The sequence below is a fragment of the Nonomuraea jabiensis genome (assembly GCF_014204795.1).
In the GTDB taxonomy this organism is placed as follows: domain Bacteria; phylum Actinomycetota; class Actinomycetes; order Streptosporangiales; family Streptosporangiaceae; genus Nonomuraea; species Nonomuraea jabiensis.
In genome coordinates this window covers 10203801-10218374 of record NZ_JACHMB010000001.1, presented here as the reverse complement: position 1 = coordinate 10218374, position 14574 = coordinate 10203801, and the positions used below count along the sequence as shown (strand labels likewise).

The window sequence follows — 14574 nt, the reverse complement described above, 5'->3', positions numbered from 1 at the left end:
CTGCCGGGAACTGGGGGCCTCCAGCTCTCCGGCAGGGCGTCAACCGCGCCACTCCAGCTCGTCGCGTCCGGTGAGGAACTCCTCGGCCACGGGCCATTCCAGGGGCCGCGGCATCGGGTAGGTGGTGCGGATCCGGGACAGCTCCCGGTGGGCGCGGGCCAGGCTCGCGAAGTCGCGCGGATAGGCGCGGGTGTCGACACCGGTGAAGACGCCCAGCTTGCGGGCCCGGGCCAGCATCTTGCGCCAGTCGTCGGCCGAGGACAGACCGACGGAATCCACGCCGTGGGAGAACAGGATGAGCCTGATCTCGTCGAACGTCTCCGCCCGGTCGAGGTAGTCCTGCACGTGCGCGAGCGACTGCTCGGTGTTGAACACCATCCAGTACGGGACCGACCCGCTGCGCAGCGCCCACCAGGGCTCCATCAGCAGGAAGGACTCGACGAGCAGCCGGTCGCCGGGCAGGCCGCGCCGCAGGTACCAGCTCCGGTACAGGTCGGCGACCACCGGGCTGAGGTCCTCCGGCTCGCCGAAGCGCATGCGGACCAGCCGCCACCGGTTGCGTTCGGCCAGCTCTTCCAGGTCGGCGAGCAGCTCGGTCCGGAACCCCCACTCCGCCTCCGGGCTTTCGCCGTCGGCCGGCGGATATTCCCAGCGCGAGCGCCCGGCCCCGTAGCGGGCGAGGTAGTCGGCCACGCGCGGGCCGCCGTGCTCGTACTCCTGCTTGGTGGCGCCGCCGAGCGCGCCGTGCTGGAACACGTGGCGCTCGCTCACCGTCGTGGTGGGCCAGCGCAGCGCGCAGTCCACGACGACCAGCGTCGCGCCGGGCGGCAGCGACGACTCCAGGAACGTCCGGTACGCCGCCGCCAGGCGGCGCCACTTGACCCGGAAGTACGTCATGCCGGCGATCATCAGCCGGTCCTGGTTGGCGTCGTGCATGTGGTGCAGCACCAGGTCGGGGTTGGCGTCGAGCAGCGCCTGGCCCGCGGCGCGCGTCTTCGCCAGGTCACCCTGCGGGTCGTCGGGCCGGACGCCGTGGCGGCGTACCGGGATCAGCAGCGTCTGCGGCAGCCACGGCGCGGACAGGGCCGCGGCCAGGTGGACCATGGCGCCGTTGGAGGAGCCGATGAAGGCCACCGGATACGGGCGGCGCGGGTAGTGCCCGGTCACCCAGCGGGCCAGGTCGGCGGAGCGGAGCTCGGGCACGCGGCGCATCGGCACGGCCTCGGCCCAGCCGCTCAGCGCGTACGCCTTCTCCTGGAGCGGGCGCGGCAGCCTGGCCGCCCCGCCGAGCACCGCGGACGCCACGCCCTCCAGCGCGGCCGGGCCCTGGCCGATCAGGGGCGCGTCCTTGCCGTGCAGGAAGCGGGACAGCGCCCGCAACATGCCGGACGCCGAGTCGAAGGACGCCACCGCCCTGGCGGGCCTCATGAGCCGGCCTCCCGCAGGAAGGCGGCGACCTCGCGGGCCAGGCCGTTCGGATCGCGGTAGGGCACCATGTGGGGCAGCCCCTCCATGACCGACAGCCGCCCGCGGGGCAGGAGCCTGGTGACCTCCTCGGCCCACGCCTGGCTGACCATCGCGTCCTTGCCGCCGCGCACCACGAGCACGGGCACCTCCACGTCCGGGAGCTTGTCCTCGATCCGGTCCCGCATGGAGGCGCCGAAGCTGGCCAGCACCCGCCGCACCCCGGCGTCCCGGTAGTCGGCGACGTTCAGGGGTGTCATGCGCGGGCTCTCCCGCACCGAGTTGCGCAGCCACTGGCCGGCCAGCCGGACGGCGGACCTGGCGTGCGGATCCACGGTCGGGCCGACCAGCACCAGCGCCCCGATCCGGCCCGGGAAGCGGGCCGCCAGCTCGACCGCCACCTGGCAGCCGAAGGACCCGCCCAGCAGGCAGGGCCGCTCCAGCTCCGCCGCCTTCAGCCAGGCGGCCAGCGCGTCCGCGAGGCCCGCCACGGTCGGAAGATCGTCGGGCTTGTCGCTGTGCCCGAAGCCGGGCAGGTCGACGCTCCAGGCGTCGTGAGTTCGTCCCAGGACCCCGACGAACGGCAGCATCTCCCGGCTCGAGACCCCGGCGCCGTGGACGCACACGACCGCGGGCCCCGGGCCGCGTCTGCGCCAGCTCGCCATGGTGAGGCCCAGGACGGTATGCGTGAGCTGTTCGAGCACGCCTCTCCCTCCTTCGAAGGCCGCCCTTCTACCCGGATCGTGATCGCACGAACCCCCGTGCGTGATGCGTCTGCGTAGCGCCATGTTCACCTAGCGCAATCATTGCCGGACGAACGAAGCTCTGTCCATTTTTGGGGTTTATGTGTTTCTGTGTCCGCTTCACGGGCAGGGTGGGACCGATCAGGTCAGCCGAGTGAGGGGGGCTGGTCATGAAGGACAGGTGCCGAGTGGCGCTGGCTCTCGCGGCGGGCTATTTCCTTGGCCGGCGTCGCAAGCTGCGCTGGGCGGCCGCGCTGGCGGCGGCCGGAGCGGCCGGTGCGATGCGGCGGGGCGAGGGCGGCGGGGGCCTCCTGGGGCAAGGGCTCAAGGTCCTCGGCTCATCTCCGGAGATCGAGCAACTCACCAGCCGGCTGCGCGGAGAACTGCTTGAGGTCGGCAAGGCGGCCGCGGTCGCCGCGACCAGCAGGCAGATCGACTCCCTGACCGAGAAGCTGCACGGGCGCGCCGAGTCGATCCGGCACGCCGGCCGGCCGCCTGCCGCGGAGGAGGAGCCGGAAGAAGAAGAGGAAGAGTACGGCGAGGAGGCCTACGAGGAGGAGCCTCCGGAGGAGAAGCCCCGCGTGCGGCGGCCGAGACCCGGGCGAGTGCCTTCCGTCCCGCCTGTGCGCAGAGGGCGGAGGTGAGACCCATGGCACAGCAGAGCAAGGCCGGACCGGTCCAGAAGGCCGCGCAGGAGGTGCTGCCGAAGGACCTCCTCATGGAGGGGGCGCAGAAGCTGGTCCAGGCCCTGGTGGAGCGGGCGCTGTCGTCCCTCACCGACCGGCTCGAAGGCATGTCGGGCAGGCTCACCGATTTCGCGGAGGGCGGCGGGACCGGGCTGCTGAGCGCCATCACCGGATCGGAGGGCCTGAGCCCCGGGAAAATCATGGGGAAATCGCTTCTGGCCGGCGCGGGGGAGGCCGTCAAGGAGACGGTGAAAGGGCTGGGAAAGAAGGGGAGAAAAGCCGGGAAGGCGCGGATCGTCAACATCGTCGAGTCGATTGATGTGGGCGCCCCGATCCGGATCGTCTACAACATGTGGACCCAGTTCGAGAGTTTCCCGGGCTACATGAAGAAAGTGGAGAACGTCGACCAGGAAAAAGACGAGAAGCTCAACTGGAAGGCGCAGATCTTCTGGTCCCACCGGACCTGGGAGTCGCACATCGTCGAGCAGGTCCCCGACGAGCGGATCATCTGGCGGTCGAAGGGGGCCAAGGGCTACGTCGACGGCGCGGTGACCTTCCACTCCATCACCCCGGACCTCACCCGCATCCTGCTCGTCCTCGAATATCACCCGCAGGGCATGTTCGAGCGCGTCGGCAACATCTGGCGGGCGCAGGGCAGGCGGGCGCGACTGGAGTTCAAGCACTTCCGGCGGCACGTGATGACGCAGACCATGCTGCACCCGGAAGAGGCGGAGGAAGACGGCTGGCGTGGCGTGATCCACGACGGCCAGGTGGTCAAGTCGCACGAGGACGCCGTCGAGGAGGAGCGGGCCGAAGAAGAGAAGGAAGGCCCGGAAGAGGAACACGAAAAGGCCGAAAAGCCGGAAGAGCACGAAGAGGGGCCGGAAGAAGAATACGAGGAGGAAGAGGAAGAAGAGCCCGAGGGCGAATACGAGGAAGAGCCGGAAGAGGAAGAGGAAGAGGAAGAGGAGCCGACCCGTCGCCGCGCCGAGACCGGCAGGGGCCAGGAGGCCCGGCGCCCGGTGCGACGTCCTCCCGCGGAAGAGGAAGAGGAAGAGGAGGAAGAGGAGGAGGAGCCCCGGCGGCCGGTGCGCCGCAGGGTGGCGAACCGCCGCGGGTGACGCCGCCGTGAGGCGGGGTGACGATCGAGGAGCGAGGAAATGACAGTACAACCCTCGGCGGGCGGCGGAATGGCAGAACGTCCGACCCCGACGGGTCTGGCGGACGTGATCGACACGATCCTCGACAAGGGGCTGGTGATCGATGCCTATGTCCGGGTCTCACTGGTCGGCATCGAGGTTCTGACCATCGACGCGCGCATCGTGATCGCCAGCGTCGACACGTACCTGCGCTTCGCCGAGGCCGTGAACCGGCTGGATCTGGAGGAACAGGGCCAGGGCCTGCCGGAGATCATGCAGGAGATGAAGGGCGGCCAGATCGGCGACAAGACCAAGGACATCACGCAAGGGGTGCTGGAGGCCGCCGGAGACAAGCTGCACGAGCTCGTCGGAGAGCCCGCCGAGGACTCCGAACGACGGCCCGCCCGCCGTCGCGTGAGGGAGGAAGGCTGACCATGGCCGAGTCCGTCGACACCGCCCCTTCTCCGTCCGAGGAGGAGCGCGAACCCCTGGATCAGGGCCTCAGCACCTACGTCTACGGAATCGTGCCGGAGGACGTCCAGGTCTCCGACGACGCGCGCGGCGTGGGCACCCCGCCGGCGCCCGTGCGCCTGGTGAGGTACGGCGAGATCGGGGCCCTGGTGAGCGAGGTGGCGATCGACCGCCCGCTGGGCACGCCCGACGACCTCGTGGCGCACCAGCAGCTGCTGGACGCCACCGCGGCCGAGGTCCCCGTGCTCCCGCTCCGGTTCGGCGCGGTGCTGGCCAACCGGGAGGCGGTGGTGGACGAGCTGCTGGGACCGCATCACGACGAGTTCGCCGCCGCCCTCGGGGAGCTGGAGGGACGGGCCGAGTTCGTCGTCAAGGGACGCTACGACGAGCGGGCGGTGCTCATGGAGGTGCTCAACGAGAACGTCGAGGCGGCGCAGCTGCGCGACGAGATCCGGGGCAAGCCCGAGGCCGCGACCAGGGAGGCGCGCATCCGGCTCGGCGAGGTCATCAACCAGGCGGTCAGCGCCAAACGGGAGGCCGACACCCAGGCCGTCCTCGACAGGCTCACCCCGCTCAGCGTCTTCACCGTCATCCGTGACCCGTCCCACGAGCGGGACGCCGTCCACCTGGCGCTCCTGGTCGAGAACGAGCGGCAGGACGAGCTGCGGGCGGCCGTGGAGGAGTATTCGCGGCTGTGGGCCGGCCGGATCGAGCTGAGCCTGCGCGGCCCGCTGGCGCCCTTCGACTTCGTGGTGAGCGGTGGGGAGGTCGGCTGATGGGCCTGATCAGCCTCCTCTTCGGCTGGCCGGTGGCCCCGCTGCGCGGCGTGATCCGGCTCGGTGAGCTGATCCAGGAAGAGGTCGAGCGCGAGATGCGCGATCCGACGGTGGTCAGGCACCGGCTGGAGGAGATCGAGGCGGCCCGGGCCGCCGGCCTGATCTCCGAGGAGGAGGAAGCCCTGCAGACGCGGGAGGTCCTGCAGGGCATGATCGGCGGCCCCGGCCCAGTCGGGCGCGTCGGCGGGCCGGCGCGGTGGGACGAGGGGAGGTGATCCTGTGCCTGAGAGGCGAAGGCCTCGCGAAGAGGGGGTTCCGCCTCCGGCGCGTTCGAGAGATCCCGCCGGCGACACCGCCGCACGGCCGAAGCGCCGGCCTGGCGGCCTGTCCGCCGCGAGCGCGGGCGGGTACGGGCTGCGGCACATCGCGGACCTGACCGGCAGGGAGACGGAGGGCGTGACCCGGGTGAAGCCCGCGGAGGACGGGTGGCTGGTCAACGTCGAGGTCGTCGAGGACCGCCGCGTCCCCTCCTCCGGCGACATCCTCGCGCTCTACGAGGCCGAACTGGACATGGAGGGCGATCTGCTCTCCTACCGGAGGCTGCGACGTTACCGGCGTGGCAGCGGCGACTACGCGGAGGAGTCGCGATGACCGAGCAGTACCGGCCGGGGGTCGTGGGACGCCAGTCCTACCCTTCCTCGGTGTCCTCGGGTCGCGAGCCGGCCAACCTGGGCGACATCCTCGAACGGGTCCTCGACCGGGGCGTGGTGATCGCCGGGGACATCCGCGTGAACCTGCTGGACATCGAGCTGCTCACGATCAAGCTGCGGCTGATCATCGCCTCGGTCGACACCGCCAGGGAGATGGGCATCGACTGGTGGGAGCACGATCCCTGGCTCACCGGCAAGGACCAGGCCCTCGTCGAGGAGAACCGCCGGCTGCGCGACCGGATCGCGGCCCTGGAGGAGGGCCGGCCGCGGCGCCGTGCCATCGAGCCGATCGAGGGCGAGGTCGAGTCCGTGGAGGACGACCGGCCGGTCAGAAGGACGGAGGCGAGAAGGGACGAGCGTGGTGGATGACACCGGCACGTACCTCTACGCGGTGGCGAGCGACGTGGCCGCCCCGTGCCCGCAGGGCCTGAAGGGGGTGGCCGGCCGGGACGTGCGGGCCGTCGCCCAGTCCGGGCTGGTCGCGTACGTGAGCACCGTCCCGCTGGACCAGTTCGGCGAGGAGCCGCTGCGGCGGTCGATGGAGGACCTCGACTGGCTGGGCGCGACCGCCCACGCCCACCACCGCGTGGTGGAGGCGGTGGCGCGGCTGGGGCCGGTCGCCCCGGTGCGCCTCGTCACGGTCTACAGCGGGGAGGAGCAGGTCCGCCGCCTGCTGGAGGAACGGCACGACGACTTCGCAGACACGCTCGCCCGCGTCGCGGGCCGGCAGGAGTGGGGCGTGAAGGCGTACGTGACCAAGACCGAGGCCGCCCCGGTGGCGCCCGAGCCGGGCGGCCAGGAGCCGGCCAGTCCCGGCACCGCCTACCTCAAGCGGCGCCAGGCGAGCCTGCGCACCCGCGAGGAGTCGTGGCGGGACGCGGGGGCGCGTGCCGAGCGCATCCACGACGCCCTCAGGTCCGTCGCGGTCGCGAGCCGGCGGCATCGGGCGCAGGACCCGCAGCTTTCCGGCCGGGACGAGTGGATGGTCCTCAACGGCGCCTACCTGGTCGACGAGGAGCTCGCGGAGGAGTTCGCGCGGGTCGTGGACGAGCTGCGCGGGCAGGGGATCGAGCTGGAGCTCACCGGCCCCTGGGCGCCGTACTCGTTCACGGTCCTGGAGGAGGGAGGTCCGCGATGACCCACGACGCGCCACCGCGCGGCGCCGTCCTGGCCGCGGAGGAGCGCCTGCCGGCGGAGCGGGTGGCCCTGGTCGACCTGCTGGACCGGCTGCTGGCCGGCGGCGTGGTGGTGAGCGGGGATCTCGTCCTGTCCATCGCGGACATCGACCTGGTACGCATCTCCGTCCGCGCGCTGATCATGTCGATCCGCGAATCCGACACTTTCGGGGGCGTCGATGGCGAGCCCTGGGAATGAGCCGGCCACCCGGGTGCGGGAGGCGCGATCCAGCCGCCTGCGCATCGAAGCCGACCGGGAAGCGGTGGAACGCGACCTGTCACGCCTCGTCCTCACCCTGGTCGAGCTGGTGCGCCAGCTCGTGGAGCGGCAGTGCGTGCGGCGGATGGAGCAGGGCGACCTGTCGGACGAGCAGGTCGAGGTGCTGGGCGTGACGTTGATGCGGCTGGAGGAGGCCATGACCGAGCTGTGCGAGCGCTTCGACCTGTCGCCGGCCGATCTGAACCTCGACCTCGGGCCGCTCGGCACGCTCCTCCCCGAGGACCGCTGACCCCGGATCAGGGGTTGCTCTCCTGGTAGAGGTCATGGACCGAAGGCACTTCGCGCAGGGGGACGCGGAGCAGGATGCCGGCCTCGTCGATCCTGTCGACGTGCTCCCACGGGACGTAGCGGGTGTTGCGGTGCAGCACCTTGAGCAGCATCCTGACCAGCCAGGGGCCCTTGATGGCCGGCCCCCGTTCGTAGCCGAACAGCCGTCCGGTGTGGCGGGTCACGACGATCAGGCCGGCCACGCGGAAGGCGTGGTGGACCTGCCGGAGCAGCGGCCCGTCCTGCACCAGGCGCACGTCGGCCACCTGGCCGACGGCCTGGCCGGAGCTGTCGCGGACCGGGCGGGCGAGCAGGTCACTCAGTCTCATGCCAGGCTCCGGGGATGGGTTCGACGAGGTGGGTGCGGACCCAGCGTTCGAGCGCGGGCCGGGCCAGGTCGCCGCCGACGTGTACGGCACTGGCGACGCGGCTGACGTCCTCCATGGGGATGCGGGGCGGGGCCTGGGCGCCGAGCAGGCGGGCGACGCCTGTCATGAGCCTGCCGAGCACCCCGCCGATGCGCGGCCCGAGCGCGAGCGGGCCCATGAGGATCGCGGTGACGTACGGACGGCCCTGCTCGTCGAAGGCCAGCTCCAGATCGTCGACCTTGCACACCAGGCGGCCGTCGCGGTCGTGCACCACCTGCCGGTCGAGCAGGTGCAACTGGGCGTGCAGGACGCGTGCTGTCGTCATTGGCCCGCCTTCGTGGCCAGCATGAGAGGGATGGCGGCGATCGACACCGCGACGAGAAGGATCATGAAGACCGTGCCCAGGGTGTTGGAGAAGACGCCGTTCACCTTGTCCCCCATGTAGTCCCGATCGTTGGCGATCATCAGCACCGGCAGGTACGTCAGCGGCAGCGCCGCCGCCGAGAACACCAGCGAGTACTCGGTCACCATGATCGGGTCGATGCTGGTCAGGATCAGCGCGGTCGACACGATCATCACGATGAGCACCGTGGCGTGGAAGCGGCCCGCTTCGCGCGGGCGCACCCGCTTGCCCCACTGCCAGCCGAAATACTGACTCAGGCAGTAGCCCGACGACAGCGCCACTTCGAGCGTCGCGCCGAGCGTGGCCGCGAACACGCCGAGGATCACCAGCGCCAGCCCGATCTGCCCGGCCCCGAGCGCGACCGGCAGCACCATCTGGTCCAGCGAGTCCACCTGCACGTGGACCGGCAGGAACACGGTGGCCGCGCACGCCGCGATCGCCAGCGACAGCAGCCCGCCGAGCGGGAAGCCGATCAGCACGTTCGCCCGGGAGACCGGCAGGTCACGGCGGGTCCACTTCTCCTCCACGCCGCCGGAGGAGAAGAAGAACACCTCGTACGGGGTCATGGCCCCGCCCAGCAGCGCGATCGCGTAATAGAAGTAGGTGGGCAGCCCCTCGTCCGGCGGCGGCGCGGGCTGGCTGGCCTGGCGCCACAGCTCCCCCCAGTCGGGACCGAGCTGCCACAGCGCGACGACGAAGATCACCAGCGCGAGCCCGGCCAGCCCGAAGACGCGCTCCAGCGTCTCGAACCGCACCCGCCACATCACCAGCCACGCCGCGAACGCCACGGCCGGCACCCACAGCAGGTAGTTGACGCCGGTGGCCAGCTCCAGGGCCAGCGCCGCGCCGCCGATCTCGGCCGCCACCGTCATCGCCAGGATGAAGAACGACGCGCCCAGGTTCGCCAGCCCCGCCTTCGGGCCGAGCCGCTCGCGTACCAGGTCGAACACCGCCCGCCCCGAGACCGCCGCGATCCGGCCCGACATCTCGGCGAACACGCAGATGCCCAGCACCCCCAGCAGCACCACCCACGCCAGCGACATGCCGAACCGCGATCCCACCAGGGCGTTGGCGACCAGGTCGCCGATGTCCACGAAGCCGCCGATCGCGGTGAGGATGCCCAGCGTGATGCCCAGGAACCGGTTCATTCGTGCTCGTCCTGGAACCGCCGCAGGCTCTCGCCCAGCCCGGCCAGCTCTCGCGCCGCCGCGGCCGGATCCTCGACGCGGTCGCGCCTGACCTGCACCAGCAGCTTGGAGACGGCCTTCTCGGCCCGGTCGCCGATCTCCAGTAACCGCCCGCCCAGCGCCTCGGCCCCCTTCGACGGCGGCTGCACGGCCCCGAACTGGTCGTTGACGCTCTGCACCTGCTCGGCCGCGTTCGTCAGCAGCACCGTCAGGTACGGTCGCGTCAGCCGCCCGCCCCCGCCGACGGCCAGCCGCACCGCCTCGACCGTCGAGCCGACGGCCTCCGCCGACGCGGCCGCTTTCAGCTCGTAGTCATGGTCGTCCCACGCGGGACTCGAACACCCCGGCACGAGCAGCCCCACCAGCACGAGCGCCCATACGCGCCTCATGCGCGCCGCCGCAGCAGCACGTACGCGAGCACGCCCAGCAGGGCGAGATACTGCCCCCAGGCCACCAGTAAGACGAGACCCTCATCCATCATGACCATGGACTGCCCCGGCCGACGCCGAACAGTCACCGGCCTATCACTGAACCAGCGGCCGCCCTACCCCCGGCGTTCGGGCGGACCTGGCGTGCCGAGGTTGACGGAGCCGGAGATGTCGCCGGCCTGGATGACCGTGCCGGTGATGCGCGCGTCGCCGCCGATGGTGTTGCTGACGTCGTGCTTGTACTGGAGGAGCCGGGCCGTCTCGCCGGCCCAGTCGGCCAGCGATCGCTCGAACTCGGCGTCCGCGTGCGCCTGGTCCACCAGGATGCGCGTGGTCTCCTCCGGTGACCTCGTGTCAGCCTGCTCCAGGGCGGCCGTGACGGCGGCATCCGTGCCGAACCGCCGCCGCACGAGGGCCGTCAGCGAGCCCCATGCGCTCTTGCCGGCCTCGCCCGCGGCGCCTCCGACGACGGCGGAGACCACCGCCGTCAAGGTGGCGATGACACTCGGATCCATCGCTCCTCTTTCGCGTGTGAGAGGTGTCCTACGAGCGTAGATCCGCACCGGGCCGGGCGGGCCCGGCACGGACACTCATGCCGATCGGTTATGGCTCCCCGTGCCGCCGTCCCGGCCCGGGGAACACTCCTGAATCGTGACCGGCGAAGAGCGTTCAAGGGCGAGGCGGGCGTGGTGAGCGCCGAAGGGGGCGGAATTGTCCGCAATGAGCTCTCCGGGCAGGTGGCTGGTGCGGTGGTGCAGGCCGCGGACGTCGGCGTCATCAACATCGCCGCCCCGCCCGCCGCTCCCGCCCGGGTCCCCCGGCAGGTGCCCGCGGAGCCGCCCGGCTTCGTCAACAGGACGTTCGAGCTGTCGTTGCTCGACCGGCACCTCGCCGACGGTCCCGCCGTGGCGGTCGTCAGCGGCCTGAAGGGAGTGGGCACGAGCGCCGTCGGGCGGCGCTGGGCCCACCAGGCGCGGGAGCGCTTCAGCGACGGCCAGCTCTACGTGGACCTCGGGGCGTTGCGGCACGGCGGGGCGAGCGGGGTGAGCGACGTCCTCGCCGCCTTCCTGCGGGCGCTCGGCGTGCACGAGAGCTGGATCCCGGAGGAGCTGCCGGAGCGGGCGGCGATGTTCCGCTCGATGACGGCGGGGTCGCGGCTGCTCGTGCTGGTGGACGACGCGGAGCACGCCGCGGAGGTGACGCCGCTGTGCCCGGCCTCGCCCGGCAGCGCCGTGGTGGTGACCAGCCACCGCCAGCTGCGCGGGCTGCTCGCCGAGGGCGCGGTGCCCATCACGATCGGCCCGCTGGACGCCGAGCAGGGGCTGCGGCTGCTGGCCGGGATGGTCGGGGAGGAACGAGTCGCCGGGCAGCGTACGCACGCCGTCGAGCTGGTGCGGCTGTGCGGCGGGCTGCCGATCGCGCTGCGGATGGCCGGCGCGCAGCTGCTGCGGCACCCGGCGTGGTCGCTCGAGCGGCTGATCCGGGACCTGGCCGAGGCCGGACGGCGGCTCGACCGGGCGGCCGCGGAGGGCGGGGTGTTCGTGGACGCGTTCTTCGAGGCGGTCTACGAGGGGTTGCCGGAGAGCGCGGCCCGGCTCTACCGGCTGCTCGGCGTGCTGCCGGGCAGCGCGTTCAGCCCGGGGCTCGCGGCCGCCGTGCTGGACGGCGAGCCGGCCCAGGCGCTGGACCTGCTGCTCGACGCGCATCTGGTGGAGGAGTTCGCGCAGGACCGCTACCGGATGCATGACCTCGTCCGCCTGCACGCGGCCCGTCGTGCGCGGAGCGCGGAGCCGCCCGAGGAGCGGGAGTCGGCGCTGCGGCGGGCGGCGGAGTGGTACCTGACCGGGGCGGCCGCCGCCGACGCCGCGATGGGCAGGAGGCTGCGGCTGGCCGACCACGGCGAACGGCTTTCCGGCGCCGGCTGGTCGTTCGCCTCGCGTGGCGAAGCCCTCGACTGGCTGGACGCCGAACGTGCCGACCTGCTGGCGGTGCTGCGCGCCGCCGCCGCCCGCGAATGGGACGAGATCGTCTGGCAGCTGGCCGAGGCGCTCTGGCCGCTGCACCACGATCGCGGCTATCACGCCGACTGCGCCGAGGCCAACGCTCTGGGGGTGGAAGCCGCGCTCCGCCTGGCGGATCCCGCCGTGGAGGCGAGGATGCGCAACCAGGCGGCCCGCGCCCAGCTGATGCTGGGGGAGCTCGACCAGGCTCGTGACCAGCTCGTACGGGCCCGGCGAGCGGCCCGCGCGTCCGGCGACCCGAGGATGGAGGCGGTGATCCTGGAGTCGCTGGGCCGGGCCGCCCTCGTTCGCGGGGAGCCCGACGCGGCAGCCGAGAGCTTCGCCGCGGCCTCGGCCATCCACGAGCGGGCGGGCAACGGCCGAGGGGTCGGCATGCAGCAGTACCACCTCGGCCTCGCCCACCTGGACGCCGGCCGGCACGGCGAGGCGGCGGCCGCGCTCGGCCGCGCCCTGCCCCTCATGGCCGCCGCCGGAGACGCGCTCAGCCAGGGGCGCATCCACCTGGAACTGGCCAGGGCCCAACGCGGGCTCGGCCGCCCCGCCGACGCGACCCGGTCGGCGCGGGCCGCCGCGGAGCTCACGCGCGAGTGCCGCGTGCCGGTGAAGGAGACCCAGGCGTGGGAGCTCCTGGCGGAGCTGGCCGAGGAGCGCGGCGACCGCGAGGAGGCGGCGGACTGCCTGCGGCGGGCCCTGTCGACCTGCCTGGCCTCGGGCAACCTGCCCAGGGCCGGGACGTTGAGGGCCCGCCTGGCCGCCGTGGATCAACCCTGATCCCAGGCGCCGCAGTTGACGACCACCTGCCGGTCGCCCACCCGGACGGTGATCCCGGAGCGAAGGTCCTCCCGGCTCCGGCCCCGCACGAGCCAGCCGTACACCGCCGACGGCAGGCATCGCGGGTCAGGCTCGCCGCCGCGGGTCGGCCTGGTGGCGACCCGCAGCCGCTCTCCGCTCCTCAACGTCAGGACGACCGGCCTGCCGCCGGCGATCTCGGCCGTCATGAAGCAGCCGGGGTAGCGGCGCAGCGTCTCCCGAGCCCAGCCCGGCCGCGGGTCCCGGCCCACCACGATCGCGGCGTTCTCCAGCAGCCGGGGGTTCACCTCCTCGGCGTCCACGACCAGGTGCGGGTCCCGCACCTGGTCGCCGGATCGGCGCTCCAGGACGGCGGGGTAACGGCGGACGGTCACGCCGTCGCCGCCGACCACCGCCTCCACCTCGAAGGAGAGCACCTCGCCGCGCTCGGGCAGCGGCTCGGCGAGCGGCCGGGCGGTCGCGGGCGCGGCGGGCTCTGGCAGCTCCATCAGCCGGTACGCCAGGCGCCGCAGCAGGCCCTCAGCCTGGCCGGGCATGCCGAGGGTGCGTCCGGTGACGTCGTCGTGCGATCGGTGGGCCGCCATGACCTGCTCGATCTGCGGCAGGACGGCGCCGGCCGGGTCCAGCCGGGGCAGCGTCCCGGACAGCAGGGCGGTGGGGGAGCCGGGGTCGAGCTCGCCGGCCTCGCGCCCGGAGGAGGCCAGGAGCACCGGGCGGCCCAGGGCGGCGCCGTAGAAGGTGACGGAGCCGTGATCGCCCACGATGACGTCCGACGCCACGAGCGCGGCCTGCCAGCCCTGCTGCGGCGGGAGCAGCAGCAGGCCGCCGTCGCGGGCGTCGGACAGCCACAGGCGTACCTGCAGGCCACCGTGGCCGTACCAGGCGTTGGGGTGTGCCGCCAGCACGACCTGGTATTCGTCGACGGGCAGCTCGGCCACCAGCCGGGCCACCAGGTCGCTGTTCGCGCCGAGCAGGGAGTGCGCGCCCCACGTCGAGCTGACCAGCACCAGCTTGCGGTCCGGGCCCACCTCCAGAGCCCGCCGGTAGCGGTCGCGCCGGGCGAGGTTGGCCCGGATCCTGTCGTACACCAGGTCGCCGACCACCACGGCCCGCGGGAGCGCCTCGGGGCAGTCCCGCTCCAGCCGCGCCAGTTGCTCATGATGCGACAGGGCGATGGCCGCAGGCACGATCCTGCCCTCATGAACGAGCTGGCGCCGCGCCAGCCCCGAGACCCCGCCCGCGGGGCCGTCCGCCGGGCTGAGGAGCCGGTTGTGACCGGCACCGTGCGGCACCACCAGCAGCGGGGCCTTCAGCTGGTGCAACGCGCCGTTGGCGCTGGCCGAGACGGCGAGGTGGAACGGCGTCTCCACGGCCTGCGACCAGGGCACGACCCGCGCCTGGACGCCGCGCAGGTAGTCACCGACGCCATCGTCGAAGGCCGAGCCGGCCGCGACGGTGAACAGCACCTGCACCCGAGGGTCGGACCGGAACAGCGGCAGGATCTCCAGCAGCCGGCCGGCCGAGGTCACCGTCCGCGCCACCGCGAGGACGGTGCGGCTGGAGCCGACCGTGCGCCACCGGGAAGCCTCGTCCCCGACCGGCACGCGCAGCCAACGCTCGCCGCTCATGAGATCACACTGTATCCC

The 14574-nt window shown here is 72.6% G+C and carries 20 protein-coding genes; 11 read left to right on the top strand and 9 right to left on the bottom strand.

From position 1 onward, the window contains the following. Nucleotides 1-39: 39 nt before the first annotated feature. Nucleotides 40-1428 (bottom strand): hypothetical protein, encoded by a 1389-nt coding sequence (locus HD596_RS46775; protein WP_185075771.1) that lies wholly within the window; start codon nucleotides 1426-1428, stop codon nucleotides 40-42. After that, nucleotides 1425-2168, bottom strand: a complete 744-nt coding sequence (locus HD596_RS46770; RefSeq protein WP_185075770.1) for an alpha/beta fold hydrolase — start codon at nucleotides 2166-2168, stop codon at nucleotides 1425-1427. Before HD596_RS46770 ends, HD596_RS46775 begins: the two co-directional genes overlap by 4 nt. A 227-nt stretch (nucleotides 2169-2395) precedes the next feature. Between HD596_RS46770 and HD596_RS46765 the strand changes: the two genes are divergently transcribed. Genes HD596_RS46765 through HD596_RS46720 form a run of 10 tightly spaced genes read left to right on the top strand, consistent with a single transcriptional unit; the run spans nucleotide 2396 to nucleotide 7673 of the window. Then, on the top strand, nucleotides 2396-2851 hold the full coding sequence (locus HD596_RS46765; protein WP_185075769.1) for a hypothetical protein: 456 nt from the start codon (nucleotides 2396-2398) through the stop codon (nucleotides 2849-2851). 5 nt (nucleotides 2852-2856) lie between these two features. After that, nucleotides 2857-4014, top strand: a complete 1158-nt coding sequence (locus HD596_RS46760; RefSeq protein WP_185075768.1) for an SRPBCC family protein — start codon at nucleotides 2857-2859, stop codon at nucleotides 4012-4014. A 39-nt stretch (nucleotides 4015-4053) separates the two neighbouring features. Further along, on the top strand, nucleotides 4054-4464 hold the full coding sequence (gene gvpJ / locus HD596_RS46755) for a gas vesicle protein GvpJ (protein WP_185075767.1): 411 nt from the start codon (nucleotides 4054-4056) through the stop codon (nucleotides 4462-4464). A gap of 2 nt (nucleotides 4465-4466) precedes the next feature. Further along, nucleotides 4467-5279 carry a GvpL/GvpF family gas vesicle protein gene (locus HD596_RS46750; protein ID WP_185075766.1) on the top strand — a complete coding sequence of 271 codons (813 nt, stop codon included), beginning with the start codon at nucleotides 4467-4469 and terminating at the stop codon, nucleotides 5277-5279. After that, nucleotides 5279-5554, top strand: coding sequence for a gas vesicle protein GvpG (locus HD596_RS46745; RefSeq protein WP_185075765.1), 276 nt, complete (start codon nucleotides 5279-5281; stop codon nucleotides 5552-5554). The genes HD596_RS46750 and HD596_RS46745 overlap by 1 nt, the downstream gene beginning before the upstream one ends. Before the next feature lie 4 nt (nucleotides 5555-5558). Continuing rightward, a complete protein-coding gene (gene gvpO / locus HD596_RS46740) occupies nucleotides 5559-5930 on the top strand; it encodes a gas vesicle protein GvpO (RefSeq protein ID WP_185075764.1) in 372 nt (123 codons plus the stop codon). Then, complete coding sequence (locus HD596_RS46735; RefSeq protein WP_185075763.1) at nucleotides 5927-6358, top strand: gas vesicle protein; 432 nt, start codon at nucleotides 5927-5929, stop codon at nucleotides 6356-6358. Before gvpO ends, HD596_RS46735 begins: the two co-directional genes overlap by 4 nt. Continuing rightward, on the top strand, nucleotides 6348-7127 hold the full coding sequence (locus HD596_RS46730) for a GvpL/GvpF family gas vesicle protein (protein ID WP_313046371.1): 780 nt from the start codon (nucleotides 6348-6350) through the stop codon (nucleotides 7125-7127). Before HD596_RS46735 ends, HD596_RS46730 begins: the two co-directional genes overlap by 11 nt. Then, nucleotides 7124-7363, top strand: a complete 240-nt coding sequence (locus tag HD596_RS46725; protein WP_185075762.1) for a gas vesicle protein — start codon at nucleotides 7124-7126, stop codon at nucleotides 7361-7363. The genes HD596_RS46730 and HD596_RS46725 overlap by 4 nt, the downstream gene beginning before the upstream one ends. A gap of 13 nt (nucleotides 7364-7376) precedes the next feature. After that, entirely contained in the window at nucleotides 7377-7673 is a 297-nt protein-coding gene (locus HD596_RS46720; protein WP_313046370.1) for a gas vesicle protein K, read from the top strand. A 7-nt stretch (nucleotides 7674-7680) separates the two neighbouring features. Here HD596_RS46720 and HD596_RS46715 read toward each other — a convergent pair whose 3' ends face one another. Genes HD596_RS46715 through HD596_RS46695 form a run of 6 tightly spaced genes read right to left on the bottom strand, consistent with a single transcriptional unit; the run spans nucleotide 7681 to nucleotide 10612 of the window. Beyond that, nucleotides 7681-8040, bottom strand: a complete 360-nt coding sequence (locus tag HD596_RS46715; protein ID WP_185075760.1) for a PRC-barrel domain containing protein — start codon at nucleotides 8038-8040, stop codon at nucleotides 7681-7683. Next, nucleotides 8027-8404 (bottom strand): hypothetical protein, encoded by a 378-nt coding sequence (locus HD596_RS46710; RefSeq protein WP_185075759.1) that lies wholly within the window; start codon nucleotides 8402-8404, stop codon nucleotides 8027-8029. The genes HD596_RS46715 and HD596_RS46710 overlap by 14 nt, the downstream gene beginning before the upstream one ends. Further along, nucleotides 8401-9630: an NRAMP family divalent metal transporter gene (locus tag HD596_RS46705; protein WP_185075758.1), complete on the bottom strand. Its 1230-nt coding sequence runs from the start codon at nucleotides 9628-9630 to the stop codon at nucleotides 8401-8403. Before HD596_RS46705 ends, HD596_RS46710 begins: the two co-directional genes overlap by 4 nt. Next, nucleotides 9627-10058: a hypothetical protein gene (locus tag HD596_RS46700; RefSeq protein ID WP_185075757.1), complete on the bottom strand. Its 432-nt coding sequence runs from the start codon at nucleotides 10056-10058 to the stop codon at nucleotides 9627-9629. The genes HD596_RS46705 and HD596_RS46700 overlap by 4 nt, the downstream gene beginning before the upstream one ends. Further along, a complete protein-coding gene (locus HD596_RS64320) occupies nucleotides 10055-10186 on the bottom strand; it encodes a hypothetical protein (protein WP_281398324.1) in 132 nt (43 codons plus the stop codon). The genes HD596_RS46700 and HD596_RS64320 overlap by 4 nt, the downstream gene beginning before the upstream one ends. A 27-nt stretch (nucleotides 10187-10213) precedes the next feature. After that, a complete protein-coding gene (locus tag HD596_RS46695) occupies nucleotides 10214-10612 on the bottom strand; it encodes a hypothetical protein (RefSeq protein ID WP_185075756.1) in 399 nt (132 codons plus the stop codon). A 174-nt stretch (nucleotides 10613-10786) separates the two neighbouring features. On the opposite strand from HD596_RS46695, the gene HD596_RS46690 reads away from it, so the two are divergent. After that, nucleotides 10787-12889 carry a hypothetical protein gene (locus HD596_RS46690; protein WP_185075755.1) on the top strand — a complete coding sequence of 701 codons (2103 nt, stop codon included), beginning with the start codon at nucleotides 10787-10789 and terminating at the stop codon, nucleotides 12887-12889. Here HD596_RS46690 and HD596_RS46685 read toward each other — a convergent pair. Then, nucleotides 12880-14556, bottom strand: a complete 1677-nt coding sequence (locus HD596_RS46685; RefSeq protein WP_185075754.1) for a hypothetical protein — start codon at nucleotides 14554-14556, stop codon at nucleotides 12880-12882. The two genes, HD596_RS46690 and HD596_RS46685, sit on opposite strands and share 10 nt — an antisense overlap. Nucleotides 14557-14574: the final 18 nt, after the last annotated feature.